Below are 20,909 nucleotides of genomic sequence, written 5' to 3'. Positions count from 1 at the left end.
CGCAGTATATTTATAGCTATGCTAGGCTTCCGTTTCTTCTTCTCTCAAATATTCAGCCAGAAACACCCCGAATATGGAGATCATAAGTCCCAGTACACCTGCAACGGCTATGTTAAGCTTCTTGTTCGGCTTTACCGGCACCTCTGGCTCTACAGCCGGAGACAGGATAACAACCCTTTCCTGGTTTTTAAGGAAAGCTTCTCTTATCCTGAGCTCCATCCTTTTGGCTTCTAAAAGGTCTACCGCATCCTTTTTGCGCTGAATCTCCTGCTGCAGTTTCTGATAGGTAAGGTCATAGGTTATCTTTTTTTCCCCGCTCTTTTCTCCCAGGTTTTCTACCTTAAAATCGCGCATCTTTTTCACAGCTAGGTCCAGTTCCTGGTTCGCTAAAGACAGCTGCTCATCCAGGACAGCAAAACTCTGCTCCAGGTTTTTGGCTTCTTTTTCTTTTACATACCAGCTCAGTTCTTCCGCGATATTATTGGCAATGAGGGCTGCCTTTTTCGGATCCTGGTCCTGCACCTTTATAGTTATAAAATTGGTATCTTTGCCTTTTTCTACATTTATTTTGCGGGAAAGCTCATGATAGGTAATATCCAGGTTAAGGTTGGAAATGACCTGGTTTAATATGTACCCGCTCCTGGCTATCTCGCCATACTGACTAATATCTTCTTGGGGCATATATAACGGAGATAAATACAAATCCACTGCCTGGTCTTTTATCCTGCGCACATCGCTTTCTTCCCGCAGGATATATTTCTCTGTATCATAAAGTTCCAATTCCTTATTATTGGCCGAAGTCAAAACTACCTGGGCTTCATATACCGGTTTTAATATAAAAAAGCTTATTATCCCGCTCAGCAGCATAAAGGCTGCCGTAGTAAGGATAATAGTCTTTTTCCATTTTTTAAGGGTATTTATTATATCCCTCAGGTCAATCTCTTCATAGTCGTAATATATTTCCCTTTTTTCACTGCCGTCCACTTCCGCACCATCCTTTTTCAGCTTCAGTTTATGCCTTTTTTAAATTACCTTTTTTTGCAGTTTTTTGTCAATGGTCTGCAAAAGGAAGAGGTAGATTTTTTATCCAGCAGGAACCCGGAAGGTGCGGGAAGGTTCAAACAAAACCTTTTACCCTTCCAGGAACCCTCCCTTTACTTTTATTTTCCCATCCCAGTCCAGGCAAAATTCCCTATCCTTCAGGTTAGAATCGATAACCGTCCCGGGGGCGAAATGGCAGGAAGGGGCAATGATTTTTTGCCCCGGCTTTTGATAAGGTTTCGCATCTTTTTCCTGCGGGTCAGGATATTCCCTCCCGCTTACCAGCTCTATCTCCCCCCTGAATGAAAATTCACGGCTATACGGAAGATGCCCCACCAGCGGGGAGTTTTCATCTATTTCAATTTTATCCGGGTTTTCCCAGGTAAAAGGCGGAAAGTCCCAGTCTATGCCACCTGCTTTATACAGCGCCACTCTGCCAAACCCGTATTTTACCTCTCCCCCCAGGCTAAATTCTTCTATTATATTAAATTCATCTATCCAGATCCCCCGGTCATCTACTTTTAGCCCTTTTAACCGGGCACCAGGTTTTTCTTCCTCACTTACCCAGAAGCATCCAGCCAGCATGGTATCCCGCACCCTGCCGCTCGCGTCCAAAAACTTATCTTTTATGTATTCTATCTCATGATAGCTCCCGCTCCGGGCGGTAAGGCTTCTGTCATCTATAGCCGTGGAAGCCTGGCTTTCCAGGAAGCGGTTTTCAAATTCATAACGGTCGACAAATTTGCCCCCACTTCCATACCGCAGGTATCCACAGGCATAGCCAGGCTGATACAAAGTTTCCCCATCATATATATAAAAATAGGAAAATCTGAAGCGATTTCTGATCTCATTCCCTATCTCCCGATAATCTAAAGCTTCAGGTTCTTCATAAAGCAGCCCGGTTACCTTTTTGGTCAAGGCCCCCCAAAAATTCCTTCCTGGGACATAATGCCTGGTAGGAGCTACCACGGAGCCTTTAGATGGCAGATAGCCTATATGCAGGGGGGACTTAAGTCTGAAAACCAGATTCACCCTGATCCATCTGCTACTCATTTTCTTCCCCCGCCTTCAGGTGATAGAGCAGGTAAGTAAGGGTTCTTTCCAGTATCTTCTTTAAGAAAAAAAGTTTTTCCATATCGCTGGCTATTTCCGCAAGGTTCCGGCAAAAAACATCAAAATCCGCATCGAATTTTGAATCTCCTTTCAGTAAATACATTTTTATCCCTTTCTCATTGAGCAAAGGCAAAATAAGTTCCCGTAACTCCCGCTGTTTGTTCTCCAGCCAGAGAAACATGGCATATACCCCATCTTCGCTCAGTATGCCCAGGCTCCTGCGGACATTGTTCTCAAAACTGGCTTTTTTTAAGCCTTTCTCCTCAATCCTGCAGCAGATTTCCTGGGCATGTTTCATACACAGATAATCAAGGTTGATTACCTCCTGTTTCGGATGACTGCTCATGATTCTTCCCCTCCCCTGCTTTACAACAGTCATTATTTACCATTAGCTCCAGCCGGCCAAAGCCGCGGGTTCCCATTCCGCCAATGCCCAGGGTTTTAAAATAAGATTTTACATTTGCAAGCACATCTTCTAAAGACACAGAACAATCCCCGGTATTTCTCAACCCTTTTTCCATCCCCATCTCCCAGCCCAGAAGTGTCCCCCGGGGTATGGCCTCATAGGTAAAAAGCCCTCCTTCAAGGGCAGCACCTGTTTCCGGATTTATCCTTACTGAAGTGCGTACTTCCAGATGGTCATTGACCACATGGGAAAATATGTTTTCTGGCACTATGACTATTCTTTTTATAAATTTTTCCAGAAAATCCGGCAATTCGATCTCTGAATCTGCTTTTTCTATCTTTACCAGCAGCCAGCCCAGATTTAAAGGCTTATCGCAACTTATACCCATTACCGCATATATCCTGTCATCCGGCAGGTTTGCCGGTTCATTCTGTCCATTTTTTATATATTCAGGCATCCAGTATTCTAAAATATCCCAGGTAGTAATCCATACTGTCCCCCGGTCAGAATAAACCGGGAAAAATATAATCCTCCCATCATAAAACCGCAAAATCCCTTTTTGCTCCTCGTCACCAAAAATAGGCTTTAGTTTCTCCTCTGCTTTTTTTGAATCCCCCCCTGCTTCAGCTTTTTCCTTTTTGCATTCATCATCATGCGCAAGCAGATAGGCTTTATAAAATGCCCTTACTGTCCCGGCTATGGAGGTTCCTGGTATCTTCGGGATATCGGTAGCTGGTTCCCTCACGATAGTATTGTCCACCCTCCCCAGACGATAGCCGCCCGCTCCTATATGCAGAGGATCCAGGGCATACGCATAAACTTTCAGCAAATCAGCTTTCATCTGCTTTTACCCCTTTCTTATATCTTCAAAATATGCTTAAAAAGGACTACCGCATCAAACAGCATGCCATTTACCGCGCTTTTTACAAGCCAATCCTTCTTTTCCTCCTCCAGTACCTTCCAGCTGGCCCCTCCGGCATCTTTTAAAACCGCCCTCGCCATCTTTTCCAGCACTTCTTTCTTGCCTTTTTCTTCTACCATTTCCCATCTTTTTACCTTTTCCATAAGCATTTCTTCGATAAAAGCTATCTGCCGGCGGGAAAAACAGCTGGATAAAATATCCCACAGGCAGCAGAGTTCAGGAATCTGAAAACTGTAATAAGGCCGGCCGGAAAGCATTTCATATATTTTGTCCCCTCTTTTTATTCCCTTATAGCATATCCGGTAGCGGTCAGCATTGCCTCCCAGATATTCAAAATCGAAATAGCCAGGATAGAGGCAGAATTTTTTCCCTGCAGATAAAGGCTGCAGCTCATCCAGCATATATCCCATATATCTGTTTTCATCCGAACAACATCTTACAGGATAAAATCCGTAATAGCTGTCAGTGCGCATGCCGGTTATATCCCACCATGGATAAAGCGACCGGTCTTTTCCAAAATCGTTTTTGTTTAACATGCGCTTTTCCGCATCCAGCAGCACATAAAGCGGGAATTTCCTTCCTGTTACCAGGAGTTTTACATTAAAAGGGAGTTTTCCTGCAACTTTTTCAAAGCGCACAGCATAGAGCTTATAAACTTTTTCTATAATATCCATGGCATCCCGGGCAGGAACCAGCAAGCGGAACTGGACGGGAGAACGGTCAAGCTGAATAAAAGGGTAATAAAGTTCGCAACTATCCCTGCTGAAATCAAATTCTATGTTCCCTTTAAACAGATTTTTCCCCTCAAGTAGATTCTTCTGCGGGTCTTCCTCACTTGCCAGGTAAGCAAACCCTTTTTTTAAAGCATTTTTAACCGCTTCTGCCCCTTTATGCTCTCCATGCCTGAACTTTTCCAGGGACTCTATGGTGTAAAAGCAGCCTTCCCCGTCGTAAAAAACCAGCAGGGTGTCAGGCATGAGCAAGTCTGATTTTATGATAAAAGGCCCCCTTCTCAAACAACCAGCCAGATTCAGACATCCAGCTGCACCTGAAGCATCTTTGATATTAAATTTTAACCTTTCCCATTTGTGGTAATAAATACTTTCCTTAAGCTCTTTTACAACCAGGTCAAAAAATTCAGCAGTTTCTTTCCATATCCGGTACAGCCTGGCTGGAGAAGGATTCTGGGTCAAAAGGAAAGCAGCCAGGCTCTTCTCATTAAAGGCCAGGGGCTGCACCTTGGATTCCAGGTTATCAAGGGTTTCAGCCAGGTTTTGTTTTCCTATTCTGACATCTTCAAAAAAACCGCTTAAAATTTCAGCGGCCTTTTCCCCGTCTTCCCCTTCATTATCCCTGTTAGCTATTACAAACTTCAGCGTTTCGTGAATATATGACACTGCTCCCGCATAACCAGCGTAACCATCCTTTATCCTATATTTTAAGCCTTTTCCCTCCTCCATTAAATCTTTTAAAGTCTGGCTGTACAGGGTGCCCAGCATGCTTCCGTCCAGCCACCTGTCCAGGTTAAAGCCAAAGGATATCAAGGCTATCCGGTTGTTCGCATCAGCCGCTTCCGTAACCCATATGGTATCTTCCCTGTTTTCAAGCCATTCCGCAAGCCTTCCCCGGGTTCTCTCCCCACACACTTCACACGCCTCTTCATTCCCCTTGCGCACCCTTATCCTGCACTGCGGGCAAATCTCGCCGCCTATCCCCGCTGTAAAAATATCACGGCTGCCAGATAAAGGTTCTGCTTTGCGCTCTGCTGAGCTGCCATCGCTAATAAAAAGCCGGGGAGTTAAAGCCGGCAGTTCCAGATAATTTCTCGCATAATTCAGCTCTTCACTTATAAAAAGCAGGGTTTCCCCTTCACGGCTCAATGTAAAAAAAGGCCACAGTTCAAAGCCGCTCTCTTCCATTATTATGTCCAGCGCCTCTTTTGCACAGGCTCTGGCCAACTCGCAAGCCTTTTCCTCTCCCAGGCCCGGAAAAGTAAAACACATGCCGTTTAAATCCTCATAAACCGCATTCCCCAGCGGCACCTCAACCTCCAGCTTTTCCCGCAGCTTTTCCTTAACAGCCTCAATAACCCTTATCCTTGCTTTTATATCAGCCACTTTGCGCCCCCGGTTTATGAAACCGCTTCCGTTCCAGAACACCCCAAAAATCCTCCATCTGATATCCCTTTCCGATATACCCGGCTCAAGTATTTTCTGAACCAGGGAAGACTTAAAAAGCGATGCCGCCGTATACGAATGATCCCAGAGGGTAACATCATTAGCAGGTATTCTCGTCTCACCAGGGGCATGGGAAAAATAAGCCTCCAGGAACTGCAAAAAATCTTTCCGAAAGCCGCCCCATCTGCAGCTGCTTCCGCTCTTATGCCAGTTAATAAGGTAACCCTTTAAATTTTCCTGCAGTTCAGCGAACATGCCCGCCAGCTTGTAAAAATCAATCTTCTCTTTAGGATAGCCGAAAGGGCTGCTGATAAATGTCCCGTCCCGGGACTGCTTTTTCCTCACTATCCCTTTGTCATCAGCTGAATCTTTCCGGTCGCATTTAACAAAAGCTTTAAGCAAAAAGCCCTTCGCTTTATTACTTCTATGATGTTTCGTTATAATATCATAAACAGCAAGCCTTTCCCCTTCTTCCTCTTCTATCACCAGAGACTTAAAAATATCCACAAGCTCAGGGTCTACAAATTCGTCTATAGCGGTATGCTCGTGGTATTTTTGCCTGTTATCATTTTCCCGGGATTGCTTGAGCACAAAATCCGGATGCATCTTCCCCAGATCATGCAAAACAGCCCCTATTTCACCCGTTAATATCCTGTTTCGGTTCCTGGCAATTTTTTCATACAGTCCTGGCATTTTTAACCCTCTCCTTCCCGGAAATCAGAACTATTTTACCTTTTTTTACATATTTTTTTAATCCCGGCTGCCCGTTTTGGTGTCTCCGCATATAGAACAGAAAAAAAACTTTTTTTATTTTCCGGGAAAACCTTTACATCTTTCTCAGACAGCTTTTCTATCGTCCCAAACCCCAGCTTATTCTTGGCCGAAAAGCCGTACTTATAAAACATGTTCTGTAAAGCCAAAGCCAAAAATTCCAGGTCTTCTTTTTGCTCTTTCTCCTCCGCAGCAAGGCAAGGGAAATACAGGAGGCAAAAAACGCCTTTGCTCCCTTTCTTTAACACTTCGAAACTTAAGGGTCCCCGCGCTGATACACGGCTGTCTCTTTTTAAAGGGTTTATAATGAAGGTTCCAGTATCAGAATCTTCAGTATCAGGATCCTCAGGCAAAATCCTGTTCTGGCCATTTTTACATCTTTTTTCTAATCCAGACCCCGCAGTCGCAGAGAAAAAAGTAGTATAGAAATAAAGCCTTCCCTGTTTTCCCTCTTCCTGTGGCTCATTTCCCCACAGCCTGGTTATAATAGCTTTCTTTTTCTCTTCCTCCCCATATTCCACATGCCTGGCTGCCCACCTCAAATAGCCTTTCCAGCTGGTCGAAGCAATAATTGGCCATTTTGTCAAGCTATCCCTTCGCAAAGGATTCTCACATATACCGCCATTTTTTATAATAAGAGTATCCTGCTCCCTGCTGAAATAAGGCCTCTTCAGGGTAAAGTGGATTTTTAGCAGCACAGTATCCGAAGGCAGGCACGCAAGGTCCTCCTTCCGGGGGTAAAAAATATCCACATCATTTTCTTTAAAATCCTTCTTTATATTTTTAAAAATATTTTCTTTTTCGTTTAAAGAAGCCAGCTTCCCTATATTATCCCCTGCCCTGGAAAGATAAAAATCAAAACATCTCCCCTCAGTCATATATACCACTCCTCAAATCCAGGAAGTCCTCCGGTGCAGGCTCCCACTTTTCCCAGATTTTGCCCACCAAAACCGGGCTTTCTGACAAACCAAAAGCATCTTTCCAGAACTCTTCGCTCTTCAGGTTTGTGCGCAGCCTGTCTTTTACTTCATCCCTGGTTACTCCCATATCAGCAGGCATCGCAGGCAGCCATCCCCACACCTTCAGCTCCCATTCCGCCTGCCTGTCTCTTAAGAAAGCGTTTTTGTTATAGAGATGGGACACAAAAATGCAGGAGCCTTTCTGCTGTTTTTTATCAGCTATTCCCAGCAAATAATGCCGCAACTTCTTTTCGCCATTATCTTCATCCCGAAACAAATCGCGGATTTTTCTCCGCACCCATGGGGAAACAGGCAGATAAGGTAAAGAGGCAAATATTTTATCAAACTCTTCTTCCAGAGGCCTTCCTTCATTAATTACCTTATAAAGCTGCTTGCGCAGCACTTTTTTTACATCTTCTACCCCTTCTGGCTTCCAGGGTATGCGGTAAAAGAAAAATTTGTCCGCTGAAGGCAAAGCCTGCTGCCTTTCCCCTCCTGCTGAATCTTTTTCTTCCGCAGGCTTTAAAGCTGCTTTATCTATGTACAGATTCTGAAAAATACTCTCTTTATCTTCAATAAAAACTATACCAAACCCTTTCTGCACTTTAGCTCCCAGCCCCCAGCTGGACGCCAGCAGAACCAGCAATTTTAATAAATCCGCATACGGTTTTTCAGTTAAAAAAATCAGCCTGTGCCTGCCCAGCAGCCCCCCTCCGTCTTTCCAACCTGTTTTGCCCAGAGGATATAACCGGGCATTTTCAGCTGTCCTTGCTGATACCAGCGGAGCATAACCATAACAACAGTTCTGCACCTCCTCAATATGCAAAATAAAACGCCCCCGCCAGCCATTACAGCCAAACAGCTGGCAGGCTGCGCAGCGCTTTTTCCCCCGGCAGTTCATATTTCCGGCATCTGTCACTGCTGGACCGCATGCCATCATTCCCATACCTCTGAGCAGCGCTTCATACCACCAGCGCAAACTGCCTATCACCCCGCTCGGCCTCAGCTCCTCTGAAAACCCATTTTCATTGCCCGTAAAAAGAGGGGTTAAAGGTTTTATTGTCACAGCAAACTCATCTTTCATCTTTTTCCCTTCTTTCCTTACGTTCTTGCCGCCATCAAAAAATATGGCCGTAAAAGCCTGAAATACCCATTAACCGCCCTTTTTTACAAAATAACACAAAAACCTTTTCTATTTACCAGTTTCTTAATACAAAAAACTGCTCTTTTTCGACTTAAAGGTAAAATTAGCCCTGTAAAAAAGTTAACGGGCCAGGGAAATCCCTGGCCCGTTTATCAGTATCATAATGCCAGCTGTTTATAATTGAAATGTCCCCAGTATTAATATCTTCAAAAATAAAATCCTCCATAAATAATTTATCTCCCCAAATTTATAACTTAACTGGTTTTGTCTAATCTATTTTAATCTAGATAAGAATTCCGTATTTTTTCTATTATTTTTTTATTTTCGCAATTAAAAGCATCCCCGAACTGGGAAACTGAAGTTTCTCCTTCCCGGCTTACTGTAACGGATAAAATTGAACTTATGAAAACACCTATGTAAATCACGCTCGAAAATAAAATAATTAATGTAGCTATTTTGCTCTTTAAACTGTTCGGCTCTAAATAAAAAGTATCCGTACTCAAAAAAGTCCCCAAGGTAAAATACAATAAGTCCATAATGTTTATATTCCTTGCCATATTATTCTCAAACACAAAAGCTATATGTTCAGAAGAATAACATACCCACACTTCAAAAAAACAACAAGTTACCAACAACACCAACCACCATATTGCCTCTTGCCAAATTTTTCGTTCTAACATATTTGTTGTTTTAAAAGGGTTTCCACTAATTATAACCCTAAACATGCATTTCCAAATAAGTACATTGGAAGATAAAAAAACAACAAAAAATAATATGAGAACATTTTCACTGATTTTAATATTAAAATAATTTTTTACGGCATAAAAATAAAATAAAAAACCTGAAGAAATTAAAGTAGTAAATACAATTATGGATTCAGTAGCAAATTCATTTTTATGTTCATCTATAAAATCAAAAATCTTTGTAAGAAGCTTATATACTAAAACTAATAGAATCAAAAAAATTAAACCGCTTAATAACAGCGCAATAAAGAATAGGTAAAAAATTGAAATATTACACAAATTTATTAGGGCGAAAAGCATCGTTAAAAAAAATAAAAAAAATACGCCAACATACACAATCCTACTATACCAAGGCATTTCATGAAAAATAATCTTTATATATTCTTTAAAGTCAATAAAAAATTTTTTAAGTATATTTTTATCTCCATTTTTCATTTCCCGCAATTTATTTAAAAACCATAAAACAGATTCTATGCCAATAAGTACCAAAAAACTTAAAAAAATCAAAGCATACAAAAGAACTGGTAAAATTATATTAAATAAATCAAACCCACCCATGCCGAACTCTGCTTTCCTCCCTTAACATCTACAAACGCCCCTTGAGCCTTTCCCGCAAATCTTCCGGGATAACTGCGATTTTGGCTGGATAAAGCTTCCCTTTGTCCCTGCCTATGGCTATAAGCCCTTTTAGCCACAGCCGCCCCAGAGGCGAAATAGAAGGTATGTTTTCTTCCGCGTAGGAATCCCCGCAGGTGCTGTAGCCGTATCCTTTTTCCAAATCCAGAACAGGCATCAGGCAGCCGCTTTCCAGAAGCAGCTTCAGGATTTTTTTCTCATTGGCGTCCAGTTTCTTTAAAACCCTGTCCAGGCCTTCTTCGCTGGCAAGCAGGTTTTCCAGGTCTTTCTGCCTCTCTTCCCTTCTCCCTTTAACCGGCAGCTCATTCAGGATGCAGGCTGTCCTTGTCCACTCATAGGGCATATTGCGGTAGATTTTTTTTACAGTTATCCTGCCGGTTAAAAACCTGTCTTCCACCTGCCTTCTTCCCTCTTCCCGCATGGAAAAAATCATTCCATATGAAACTTCGCCATCTTCCCCTTGAGGGCCGTAAAGTTTAAAATCAGGGAATACGCTTGCTGGATCATAGTCATAATAATCGCGATAAAGCTCTTCCAGTTTCCGGTTTTTCCTGCCTGTTTCACGGGTAATATCTATAAGTTCTTCTAATATAAACAAAGAAAATTCTTCCAAAAGGGAAAAGGAGGCGCCGTCTTCTTCCAGGAACAGCAGGAATTCTTGCATTTTTTCCAAATCCTGAGCTATGCCGGGATACTTTCCTTTTATATGGGGAATAAGGGCAACCAGCCTGGGAGTAAGGGCAGCAGGAGGCCAGCTGCCTTTACACGGAAATATCTTATATTCTTCTTCTATCTCTTTTAAAACCGGAGCCAGCATCTGGCTTAAACCCTTCTGGCTCTGAATTAGCCCATAAAACTCCTGGGCCCAGGGATGGGGAGTATATTTAAGGTTTTTCAATATTTCTTTCCTGGCCTCTTTTATCCGGGAATCAGGCTCGAAAAGGAAAGCCAGAAGCAGAATGCGGAAAGTTCCGTCATCTAAAAACCTGGCATTTAACAGCGGATTTTTTATATATTTCATTAGCATCTCTCTATAATGAACATCGAAAATATCCGGCAGGTATCTCATCTTAAAAGGTTTGATAACCCCCTGCCCTATCATTTCTACTACCTGGGGCAAAGAATTAAAAATATCATCTCCTGCTGCCAGTTTTTTGAAAGCCCTGGCTGCTTGCGCATACTTTCCGGTATTGAAAAGGGCTGTTGCCCTGAAATAATCCAGCAATTCAAAATGGGGAAGCAGCCGGGAAAGGCTGCCGGATAGCTCATATATATCCCTGTGCCTTTCTTCGTCTTCCAGGACAGCCAGAATGAGCAGCACAGCTTTAACAGCAAACAGCCATACCTTGTTATCCTCTTCCATCCTGTCTATCTGCGGGTTTTCTTTGGCAAATCGAAGAAGGTCAAATACAGCTGTCTGCAGATATTTTTCCTTTTCTTTTTCTCTTCTCCAGCTTCTCATAATAAAAGCAGCCAGAGCAAAGGAGAAGGGCCGGGGGCGCAGGCTTTCATCTTCCAGGTTAGGTTTTATCTTCTCCCAGACCGCTTTCAAATCCCCTTTTTCCATCAGCAAAACAGCCGCTTCCTCCCGGTAGGATGCTGCCTCTTCTGGAAGCATAGCCATCTCTATCATATCCTGCTGTATAAAAATTCCTTCCCCTCTCTTCTTTCCTTTTCCCACTAAAAATCCTCCTTGCTCAAGTCCGCCATGGGGAGAGTCCTTTCACCTCCCCATGGGAATCATACTAAGCGCCTTTTTATTTATTTTTACCCCTTACCTTCTTCTCGACCTCATGTACTGGTCTACCCCTTCCGCTATGGCTTCCCCCGCGCGCCTTTTGAAGTCGTCGCTTCCAAGCAGCATCTCTTCTTCCGGATTGCTTATAAAGGCTACCTCGCAGAGGATAGACGGCATGTTGGTATTGCGCAAAACAGAAAAGTTGGCCTGTTTTACCCCCCGGTTGGGACGACCCAGGTACCTTACCAGGGAATTCTGGACAAAGGTAGCCAGATCTTCCCGCTCATCCTTCTGGATGAAGAGATGAGGGCGGTCAGATGGGGCATAGAAATAAGTCTCCGTCCCGGAAGCAGCCCGGTTGGTGCTGGAGTTGTTGTGGATGCTCACAAACACTGCGGCATTAAGGGCATTGGCCATGGCTGCCCGCTCTTCCAGGCTTACAAAGCTGTCATCAGTGCGGGTAAATTCCACCTGGTAGCCCCTGCTCCTCAATATGCGGCCTGCTTCCAGAGCTATTTCCAAGTTAGGTATTTTTTCCATATAGCCGTTTGCACTTATGGCACCGGTTTCTTTCCCCCCGTGTCCGGGGTCAATGACGATGAGGTTCTGGTTGCGCTGCGGCACCTGGTCCCTGCCGGCAATCATCACGGCAAGTATGCTGCCGTCCCCGCTCCTTCCGGTGCTGGAGCCCCCTATGCCGCTCGTGTAAATCACAGCGGTTGTGCCGCCGCTCTCTTCGCTGAAGGCTGCCTTTTCTATCACTTTTCCGCTGAATGTATATTCTTTTTGGGCCCTTCCCAGGATTACATCCTTCATCTTTATTTCTATCCTGTCCCCGCTTATCTGCCTGGTATATTCAGCAGGGGTAAGGGTAGTTATAAGGAGCCGTTCCCCGTAGGTGCCGAATTCTTTCTTCTCCACCCACATTATGAAGTTGGGGATTTTTATAACCTGCGCCTTTCCGTCATTTTCGGCATAGGTGCGGTATTCCACCCCGTAGGGGATGGTAACCCTGATAACCGCCTGGTTGTTTTCATTAACCCCTTTTGCTTCCAGAAGCTCATAGCCGATTTTTTCCTTTATGTAATTAAGGCCTTTAAGTTCCATGTCCGGAAAGGTATAGGTAAGGTTGTTGCCGCTCTTTTCTATAAGCGGCTCAACCCTCCTGCTGGTTTCTATTTTTACGGTTATCCCGGTAGCATCAAGGAAGCGGGAGAGCTTAACTTCATTATCTTTTAAAGCTTCCGGCTTATCCGGCTGGCTGATGGCGCCGCTGTCCGGCTGGCTTATGACATCCGTGTTTTCCGGGCTTTCTTCCCTGCCAGACGCGGGATTATTCCCGTTTGCAGCTTCCCATACCGGTTCCACTACCCAGGAAGCCACCCACAGGGTTCTTCCTCCCCGGCTCACCTGATACCAGCCGTCCCGGGAAGCGATAACTGGCATTACTTCCCCGGCTGCTGCCTGTTCTGCCACGCTAAAGCCTGTACCAGCCCCGGTGCGCAGGTTGGTGAGGGAAGTGGTCCTGATATAGGGGGGAGGGCCGGAAGCTGTGTTTTCTGCCGGAGGGGATGTAATCCTTACCGTCCGGGCAGCTGCATCCCATTCTACCTTTCCCCCGAAAGCTTCCCCCACAAAGCGTAAGGGTACCAGGGTGCGGTTTTTTACAATTTTCGCCGGCACATCCAGATTTACGATTTTGCCGTTTACGGTAGGCTGGGTGGAACCTATTTTCATGACAACCGTGGTGTTCCCCCGGATGGCTGTAACCGTCCGGGTAGACGGCTGCCAGTCAACTCTGGCCCCCATGGCTTCAAAGATAGCGCGCAGGGGAACCAGGGTGCGACCGCTGTCGATTACAGGCTCCACATCAAACGCAAGCTGCCTTCCGTCCAGGTATACCCGGATAGGGGGCAGGCTTCCGGTATTCCCCGCAGAAGGGGAAGGGCTGCCGGATGCCGGGTTTTCAGCTTTTTCAGTTCCAGCTATTTTTTCCCCCAGGAAAGATGCGATATAGGCGGTATTCCCGTTTTTATCCCTTATCCTGTACCATCCGTCAAGCTCTTCCAGTATGGGAAACACCTCGCCTTTTAAAGCCTGTCCGGCCAGGCTGTAGTTCGTCCCGGGGCCGGTCCTCAGGTTGGCGCTGCCAGCAGTAACCTTAAAGCTTAAAGCAGGCTGGCTGGAGGTGAAAGCCAGAAGGTCGCTCTTTATCCAGCCGCTTATATTCTTAAACTGGACTTCGGTCCAGCCGTTTAAGGTTTGTCCGGTTTCCACTTCCGTATCCTTGTAGACATTGCCGATGATGTCGTAGCTTGTTCCCGGCCCGGAGCGTATATTTACCACGCTATCCTTTACTTTAGCCTTTCCGGCCAGGGCAGGGCAGGGAAGCGCGAAAACCAGCAGGCTGGCACTGATGAAGAGGAATAAGGCCAGAAGAATATGTATCTTATGCAGGCTGCGATTAAGGCTGAATCTCAAGTTATCTCTCCCCTCTTTAGTTTTACATTTTTTCTACTTACTGGCTTGGTTTCTCTTTTTCGACACCTTGAAGGCTATATCCTTCCCTTTTCGGCAAAATGTTTCTATAAATATTATAAGCGGGAAAAAGGCTTTTCCTTTCACTTTTACCCTGATAAAAATAAAGCAGCTGCCCTCAGGGCAGCAGCCTGCAAAAACCTGAAAGATAGGTGTCCCGCAGCTTCTTATGTTTGGCGCAGGTTTTTTTCTATCTTTTCAATAAGGCTGCGGTAGCTCATTTCATAGTATATTTTCATATCTTCATACTCAAAAACTGCTTTTTTAAGGAAGCTTATCCGGCAATCCCTATCCCGTTCCCAGACGAGCAGCCCATTTCTTATGACTTCTATTCTTAAAAGGGGAGAAGCCCCGTTTAATATGGCTACATCTGCTTCTATGCCTGCTATATCCGTAAGCTCCCGCTTAAGGGTAAGGTATTCCATGCTTTCTATTTTCCCATCCGCCAGAAAGACAGCTATATCCAGATCGTTATACTTCTCCTTTTCTATAAAAGAGCCAAAAATATAGGCAAAAAGTATATCCGGCCTATTTTTCAGATATTCGGTTATATTTTCTATAATCATTTTTTTATCCATAAAACCATCTCTTTTCCCGGGAATTATAGAAAATTACGGTGGACAAGCGCGATAAACCTCTCAAAATCCTTCAGGCTGCCATTCATTACATCACAGACAATTTTTTTATCCAGGTTTATATATTCATGAGCCAGGATATTGCGAAAGCCTACCATATTCTTATAAATAACCAGGTCATTTTTTGATATATACCCTTCCCTGTGCAGAATTTCAAATGCCCTGTACATGCTGTCCGGGCTCCCCAGATTCTCATCTGCCACTATGTACACGGCAATATCTGTCATTATATTTATGGCATTAAATTAAATTATATTCCACCACATCCTGTGCCACATCATCGGCCAAAAATTCCTCCAGAGAAAGGTGCCGTTACCTCTGAAGTTTAGTAAGGCAAACATACACCTTTTCCAGCCTTTTTTTGATAACCTCCGGTTTTACCACTCCAAACATTCCCTTCCCTATAAATATATTATTACAATTATTTTATTCCCCTCTCCCTTTTTCCTCACCCGCGGAAAGGATTTCTGCCTTCATTTTTTCTATCTTACTATCTACATTGTTCCGGCCGAGCACTATCCCGAAACCGCCTGGCATGTTTTTATCCTCTATCCCCATTATCCTGCAGGCGATAAAAGTCCCCACATGCGGGTAAAAATGGCTTGCGTCATAGTAGTTGTCGAGGTTTAAAGTTACCGGATTGGGATACATGAAGTGGTAAACCTCCCCGAAAACCTCCACATTTTCTTTAAGCCACCTCTCATAGTAGGGCATGAGGCCTTCTTCAGCCAGAAGCTGCATGAGGGGCAGGGATTCCGGGGTGGTAAAAACTATAAACCTGGTATGGGGGTTAGCCTTTTTAAGCTTTTCAAAAAGCCCTTTATATGAAACATATTCATAATCCCGGTACAGCTTATCCCGGTAAATAGAAAGGGCATTGTCTATTTTTTTATCCCTTTCTTCTTTCGCAAGCGGCAGCAGGTGCTTTACATTGTGCCGGTCATAAAAATACTCCATCGGGATCCCTCCCCGGGAAGCCCTGAAGTTTTTGAGGGCCAGCTTGCAGGTGTCGTAGGAAAAAAGCACCTTGTAGCGGTAGTTAAAGCTTCTGGCCTTTCCTATATAAAAACGGGGCTCCTTTATGGGAGAGGGAAGCTCCTTGTTCCGGTTGGTGGTCCAGAAGTCAAGGCCTATTATGATACAGTCAAAATCCCTCCCGTTTCGCTTTTTGGCATACTCTATATAGTCATAATATTCTTCCGGCAGCATGTTGCTCACCGCATAGTTGTAAACCTTAAGCCCCCTGAAGTCATGCTGGTTTATGTAGGTAACCCGGCTGCTTCCCAGGAGCAGGGCATCATAGGAAAAGGGGCGGAAAGTCACATAATTGGTCTTCTGCGCCCTTTCATCATAGGCCACCTGCACCTGGTTGTATTTATGGTCAGGGGAAAAACACCAGTGCGGGTCGATATACCAGTTAAAAGCCCCTATAAGGAGCAGGGAAAAAAGGATAAGAAACAGGGTGCTGAAAAACCAGGATTTATATGACATAAATAAACTGACTCCTCCTTGCAGAACATATAACGGCAGCCATCCATATAATAATGCATATAAAGCCATATAGCAAATAAAAGCCAAAAATAATGCTTTCAGTTTAATTGACATCGAAAAGCCCAGTGTATATATTTAGTATATACAAGTTTTTCAAAAGAGGTGGCCACATGTTTACCAGTATCCAAAAATGGGGTAACAGCCAGGGAATACGGATACCAAAATCTATCCTTAAAGAAGTGGGGCTCAAGGAAAATGATCAGGTAGAGATTAAAGTCAAAGACGGCGGATTATTTATAGCCCCGGTAAAAAAGCATAAGACCCTGCAGGAAAGGATAGCAGAATATCAGGGGGACTATCAGTGTCAGGAGTGGGACACCGGAAAGCCCCAGGGGAATGAGGTGTGGTAATGAACTATACAGCAGAACAGGGGGATATAATAATACTGGACTTTAACCCCCAAACAGGCCACGAGCAAAAAGGCAGAAGGCCTGCTCTGGTTGTCAGCAATAAAATTTTCAACCAGTTTACCCATCTGGCTCTGGTCTGTCCCATAACTAACACCAAAAAAGGCTTTCCCCTTCATGTTCCCCTGGACAACCGCACCAAAACAACCGGGGTTATCATGTGTGAACAGATTAAATCTCTGGATATCAATGCCCGCAATGCTTCCTTTGTCGAAAAAATCCCCCCGGACATCCTGGAAGAAGTGCTGGATATTATAACCGGATTTATGGAAGGGTGAAACAGGGAAGCGAAACAGGGGACGGTTCTCAGCGAAACAGGGGACGGTTCTCTGTTTCACTAAAGTGAAACAGAGAACCGTCCCCTGTTTCCGTCCCCTGTTTCGCCGCGTTCCCTGTTTCGCTCGCTCTGTTTCGCTGTTCAGAAGTTGAAGTAGAGGAACTGGGTGACATTGGTAAGGTGGATGATGCTTACAAAGGCTAGAAAGCCTATTGCCACTGCATAAATAAGGCCAGGCCGGAAGCTGTCCTTCAGCTCCACTGAATTGCGGCAGGCCAGGACAGCGACAAGGGCAAGGATTATATATACAACTGCTTCCATGGTATTCTGCAGGGTAAAGCTGCCGTAGGGGTAGGGCAGTTTATCCAGCAGGGCTATTTTCCCTTCCAGGTTGGCAGGAAGGACTACCCCGTTCAGGCCCAGCATGCCTTTTAAGACCTTTAAGGCATCCTCCCAGGTTTTAGCCCGGAAAAATACCCAGGCGGCATTGACAAAGTTGAAGGTTATAAGCCAGGCCAGAAAACGGGGCATTTTTATGCCGGTTTTTTTCCAGAGCCGGTGGATGATTAAAGCCAGCCCGTGCAGAAAACCCCAGAAGACAAAATTCCAGCCGGCTCCGTGCCACAGCCCGCCGATAAGGAAGGTTGCCATCAGGTTGCGGCAGGTTATAAGCTCCCCCCGCCGGTTTCCCCCCAGTGGGATATAGATGTAGTCCCGCAAAAAGCGGCTAAGGGTCATATGCCACCTTCGCCAGAAATCCTGGATATTAAGCGCCTTATACGGTGAATTGAAGTTCAGGGGCAGTTTTATGTTGAAAAAGAGCGCCGCTCCGATAGCCATATCGGTATAGCCGCTGAAGTCAAAGTAGAGCTGGAAGGTATAGGAAAGGGAAGTAACCCAGGCTTCAAAAAAGGTGAGACGGGATATCCCGTCAAACCCCCAGTTAGCCCAGTAGGCAAAGGTGTCGGCCACCATCACTTTCTTGAAAAGGCCGATGCTGAATATGAAAAGCCCCCTGGCCATATTTTCATATTTTATACGCTGGTTTCCCCTGTCCCGGAACTGGGGCATCATCTCCCTGTGGTGCACGATAGGGCCAGCTATGAGCTGGGGAAAAAAGGTTATAAAAAGGGCATAGTTCAAAAGGTCGTACTCCCTGGCTTCTCCCCGGTAAGCGTCAACGATATAGGCAATCTGCTGGAAAGTAAAAAAGCTTATGGCCAGGGGAAGCGCGATGTTCAGAAGAGAGATGCCGGTTTTAAGGAGATAGTTTATATTGCCTATAAAAAAATCGGCATACTTGTAGTAGCCTAAAAGGCCGATGTTAAAAAAAAGCCCTGCCAGGAGGAAAAAGCGGGCCTTTCCTTTATCCCTTTCCGCCATCTCCCCTATTTTCCTTCCCAGGGCATAGTTTACCCCCAGGGAAAGCAGGATAAGGGGCAGGTATTTTATGTTCCAGTAGCTGTAGAAAAAGAGGGAAGCCAGAACCAGCCACAGTTTGGCCCCGTTCTCATGCCTTCTGGCCAGCAAAAAATATCCGGCAAAAGCTGCCGGTAAAAATGCAAATATATATACATAAGAGTTGAAAAGCACCTAAACATTCTCTCCCTTCCTGAAACACAGGGACGGTTCTCTGTTTCAAAATGAAACAGAGAACCGTCCCCGCGTTTCACCTTTTATAGATAGCCGTCGCTGCCGGTGAACTGCGGGGTATAGGAGGAATAAGGGCCGCCAGCAGCACCGGCACTGTGTCCCGGGCTGGGCAGATTTTTCCTCTGTTCTTCCGGTGAATCCTTTTTAATTTTATCCGGGCGGCTGGCCACCTTGCCGGCTGAAGTGTAGAACCCGGCCGGCGGTTCGCTCACCACGGCCATGGTTTCCCCGGCAAAAAGCCTGTCCAGGATGCCGCCTATCAGCTTTTTGTCCGGAATCCAGTAGCTGGCCACCATTACCCCATAGCTGTTGTACTCATCATAAAAGTACCCCGGCAGGGTCTGGGTGATGATGGAATCGGCCGTAAAGCCGGGAGCCCAGCTGGCAATCCTTAACATATCCGTTATGCCCATATCGGTTTCCACATATTTGTTGGCCTGTTTGACAAGGGCAGGCAATTTGGCTATCGTCTTCGGTTTTAATATCTCATCGGCCAGGGCGCGGATAAATTTCTGCTGCATTTCGGTGCGGGCAATATCCCCCTGGATATAGCCCCGGTAGCGGACAAAAGCCAGGGCCTGCCGCCCGTTTAGCCTCTGCAGCCCTGGATACAGGTTGATATCCTCGCTCGGCTTATACATGCGCTGGGGCACATCTATGGTAACCCCGCCCAGGGTATCGATGATTTCCTTGAAACCGTTGAAGTCAACTGCCACATAGTAGTCTATATCTACCCCTAAAAGCTTTTCCACCGTCCTTACCGCATAGGAAGGCCCGCCTACCATGTTGGCGGCGCATATTTTGTCAACCGGGCTTCCCTTTATTTCCACCCTGGTATCGCGCGGTATGGAAAGTATGACCGCTTTATCCAGCTCCGGATCGATGGAAACCAGCATCATGGTATCGGAACGGGCATTAGTCTCTCCCGGCCTTTTGTCAATCCCCAGAACCAGGATGTTGACCCGCTCGCCTCCGGTATCTTCTTCTATAAGGTTTTCTTCCCCTCCCCGGGAATTGATCCATTTGGTAAGCCAGGCCCCGGCACTGAAAAAACTGCCGAAAACAAGCCCGGCGGCCAGAAAAAGAATCATATATCCTTTTATTCTACCCATATCTCCTCTTCCCCTCATCCGTTAAAACGGTTAACTTCTCCCTGGTTAAACGAAGTCTCGATTTTGACATCCCCTTTAAACAAGCCTATGCGGTCAGCAGCTATAACTACCAGCACAAGAAAGGCACCCAGGAACCATAAAGCCTTGGGGCTGCTGGTAAGGCTCAAAAATACGGCTACCACAGCAAAAACAGCGCTTATGCCGTATATAACCAGGACGCACCCCCGGTGGCTGAGCCCCAAAGCCAGCAGCCTGTGGTGCAGGTGGTCCTTGTCCGGCTTGAATATGGGAACCCCCCGGTTCATCCGCCTTATGATGGCAAAAAAGGTGTCAAATATGGGGATGCCCAGAATTACAATCGGCAAAAACAGGGAAATAGCCGTCGCCCCTTTGGCTGTCCCGGTAACCGCCAGGCAGGACAGCACAAACCCCAGGAAATTGGAGCCTCCGTCTCCCATGAAGGTACGCGCCGGGTGAAAGTTATAGGGAAGAAATCCTGATATAGCGCCTACCAGCAGGAAAGAAGCGTAAAACACCGGCATATTCCCTTTTATCAGGGCAATAGCCCCCAGGGTAGCCGCAGCGATAAGGGATACCCCTCCGGCCAGCCCATCCAGCCCGTCAATAAGGTTTATGGCATTGGTAACCCCGATTATCCAGAGGAGGGTTACCGGTATGCCCAATATCCCCAGGTTTAAAAGTCCGTCAAACGGGTTGGTAACAAAGCTTACCGTTATGCCGCAGTAGACAGCTGCAGCAGCGGCTGCTATCTGCCCCATGAGCTTCAGCCAGGCAGAAAGTTTGTAGATGTCATCCAGTATGCCTACTGTAAAAATGATTATTCCTCCATATATTATACCCCGGAAAGGGTAAGCCAAATCAGGCGCAAGGAGCATTCCTGCCATAAAGGCGGCAAAAAGCCCCAGTCCCCCCAGACGGGGCATGGTGCGGGAGTGCACCTTGCGGGGATTGGGGTTATCTACAGCCCCCACAACAAAAGCCAGCTTCATGCTTAAAGGCACCATAGCAAAAGAGACTATAAAAGCCAGTATGATGACTAATATATATATATCATTAAACATGGTA

18 protein-coding genes are annotated in these 20,909 nt (G+C 45.5%); 2 read left to right on the top strand and 16 right to left on the bottom strand.

Annotated features, from left to right (window positions below; translation table 11 throughout):
- Window positions 1–21: 21 nt before the first annotated feature.
- The 13 genes from ACZ42E_RS00480 to ACZ42E_RS00420 all read right to left on the bottom strand — a co-directional run bounded on the left by ACZ42E_RS00480 (window position 22) and on the right by ACZ42E_RS00420 (window position 16,314).
- Window positions 22–984, bottom strand: a complete 963-nt coding sequence (locus ACZ42E_RS00480) for a YveK family protein (protein ID WP_464892513.1) — start codon at window positions 982–984, stop codon at window positions 22–24.
- Between the two features lie 147 nt (window positions 985–1,131).
- Entirely contained in the window at window positions 1,132–2,094 is a 963-nt protein-coding gene (locus ACZ42E_RS00475) for a hypothetical protein (RefSeq protein ID WP_464892512.1), read from the bottom strand.
- Entirely contained in the window at window positions 2,087–2,500 is a 414-nt protein-coding gene (locus ACZ42E_RS00470) for a hypothetical protein (protein WP_464892511.1), read from the bottom strand. The genes ACZ42E_RS00475 and ACZ42E_RS00470 overlap by 8 nt, the downstream gene beginning before the upstream one ends.
- Complete coding sequence (gene cmr4, locus ACZ42E_RS00465; RefSeq protein WP_464892510.1) at window positions 2,463–3,401, bottom strand: type III-B CRISPR module RAMP protein Cmr4; 939 nt, start codon at window positions 3,399–3,401, stop codon at window positions 2,463–2,465. The genes ACZ42E_RS00470 and cmr4 overlap by 38 nt, the downstream gene beginning before the upstream one ends.
- Before the next feature lie 17 nt (window positions 3,402–3,418).
- Entirely contained in the window at window positions 3,419–6,352 is a 2,934-nt protein-coding gene (locus tag ACZ42E_RS00460; RefSeq protein WP_464892509.1) for a CRISPR-associated protein Csx11, read from the bottom strand.
- A 35-nt stretch (window positions 6,353–6,387) separates the two neighbouring features.
- On the bottom strand, window positions 6,388–7,308 hold the full coding sequence (locus tag ACZ42E_RS00455; protein ID WP_464892508.1) for an RAMP superfamily CRISPR-associated protein: 921 nt from the start codon (window positions 7,306–7,308) through the stop codon (window positions 6,388–6,390).
- Window positions 7,301–8,473, bottom strand: coding sequence for a type III-B CRISPR module RAMP protein Cmr1 (gene cmr1 / locus ACZ42E_RS00450; RefSeq protein WP_464892507.1), 1,173 nt, complete (start codon window positions 8,471–8,473; stop codon window positions 7,301–7,303). The genes ACZ42E_RS00455 and cmr1 overlap by 8 nt, the downstream gene beginning before the upstream one ends.
- A 338-nt stretch (window positions 8,474–8,811) precedes the next feature.
- Window positions 8,812–9,834: a hypothetical protein gene (locus ACZ42E_RS00445; protein ID WP_464892506.1), complete on the bottom strand. Its 1,023-nt coding sequence runs from the start codon at window positions 9,832–9,834 to the stop codon at window positions 8,812–8,814.
- Between the two features lie 28 nt (window positions 9,835–9,862).
- Entirely contained in the window at window positions 9,863–11,593 is a 1,731-nt protein-coding gene (locus tag ACZ42E_RS00440) for a hypothetical protein (protein ID WP_464893553.1), read from the bottom strand.
- 93 nt (window positions 11,594–11,686) lie between these two features.
- Window positions 11,687–14,131: an N-acetylmuramoyl-L-alanine amidase gene (locus ACZ42E_RS00435; RefSeq protein WP_464892505.1), complete on the bottom strand. Its 2,445-nt coding sequence runs from the start codon at window positions 14,129–14,131 to the stop codon at window positions 11,687–11,689.
- A 224-nt stretch (window positions 14,132–14,355) separates the two neighbouring features.
- Window positions 14,356–14,766, bottom strand: coding sequence for a type VII toxin-antitoxin system MntA family adenylyltransferase antitoxin (mntA, locus tag ACZ42E_RS00430; protein WP_464892504.1), 411 nt, complete (start codon window positions 14,764–14,766; stop codon window positions 14,356–14,358).
- 23 nt (window positions 14,767–14,789) lie between these two features.
- Entirely contained in the window at window positions 14,790–15,053 is a 264-nt protein-coding gene (gene hepT / locus ACZ42E_RS00425; protein WP_464893542.1) for a type VII toxin-antitoxin system HepT family RNase toxin, read from the bottom strand.
- A gap of 196 nt (window positions 15,054–15,249) precedes the next feature.
- Entirely contained in the window at window positions 15,250–16,314 is a 1,065-nt protein-coding gene (locus ACZ42E_RS00420) for a hypothetical protein (protein WP_464892503.1), read from the bottom strand.
- 170 nt (window positions 16,315–16,484) lie between these two features.
- Here ACZ42E_RS00420 and ACZ42E_RS00415 point away from each other — a divergent pair, with 170 nt between their 5' ends.
- On the top strand, window positions 16,485–16,724 hold the full coding sequence (locus ACZ42E_RS00415; protein WP_464892502.1) for an AbrB/MazE/SpoVT family DNA-binding domain-containing protein: 240 nt from the start codon (window positions 16,485–16,487) through the stop codon (window positions 16,722–16,724).
- Window positions 16,724–17,059, top strand: coding sequence for a type II toxin-antitoxin system PemK/MazF family toxin (locus ACZ42E_RS00410; RefSeq protein ID WP_464892501.1), 336 nt, complete (start codon window positions 16,724–16,726; stop codon window positions 17,057–17,059). The genes ACZ42E_RS00415 and ACZ42E_RS00410 overlap by 1 nt, the downstream gene beginning before the upstream one ends.
- 140 nt (window positions 17,060–17,199) lie before the next feature.
- Here ACZ42E_RS00410 and ACZ42E_RS00405 read toward each other — a convergent pair whose 3' ends face one another.
- The 3 genes from ACZ42E_RS00405 to ACZ42E_RS00395 all read right to left on the bottom strand — a co-directional run bounded on the left by ACZ42E_RS00405 (window position 17,200) and on the right by ACZ42E_RS00395 (window position 20,905).
- A complete protein-coding gene (locus ACZ42E_RS00405) occupies window positions 17,200–18,651 on the bottom strand; it encodes an MBOAT family O-acyltransferase (RefSeq protein WP_464892500.1) in 1,452 nt (483 codons plus the stop codon).
- Between the two features lie 83 nt (window positions 18,652–18,734).
- Entirely contained in the window at window positions 18,735–19,823 is a 1,089-nt protein-coding gene (locus tag ACZ42E_RS00400; protein ID WP_464892499.1) for an LCP family protein, read from the bottom strand.
- 14 nt (window positions 19,824–19,837) lie between these two features.
- On the bottom strand, window positions 19,838–20,905 hold the full coding sequence (locus tag ACZ42E_RS00395; protein WP_464892498.1) for a glycosyltransferase family 4 protein: 1,068 nt from the start codon (window positions 20,903–20,905) through the stop codon (window positions 19,838–19,840).
- Window positions 20,906–20,909 lie beyond the last annotated feature (4 nt).

The sequence above is a fragment of the Thermosyntropha tengcongensis genome, from assembly GCF_055381335.1.
This window is presented reverse-complemented; position numbering and strand designations above follow the sequence as displayed.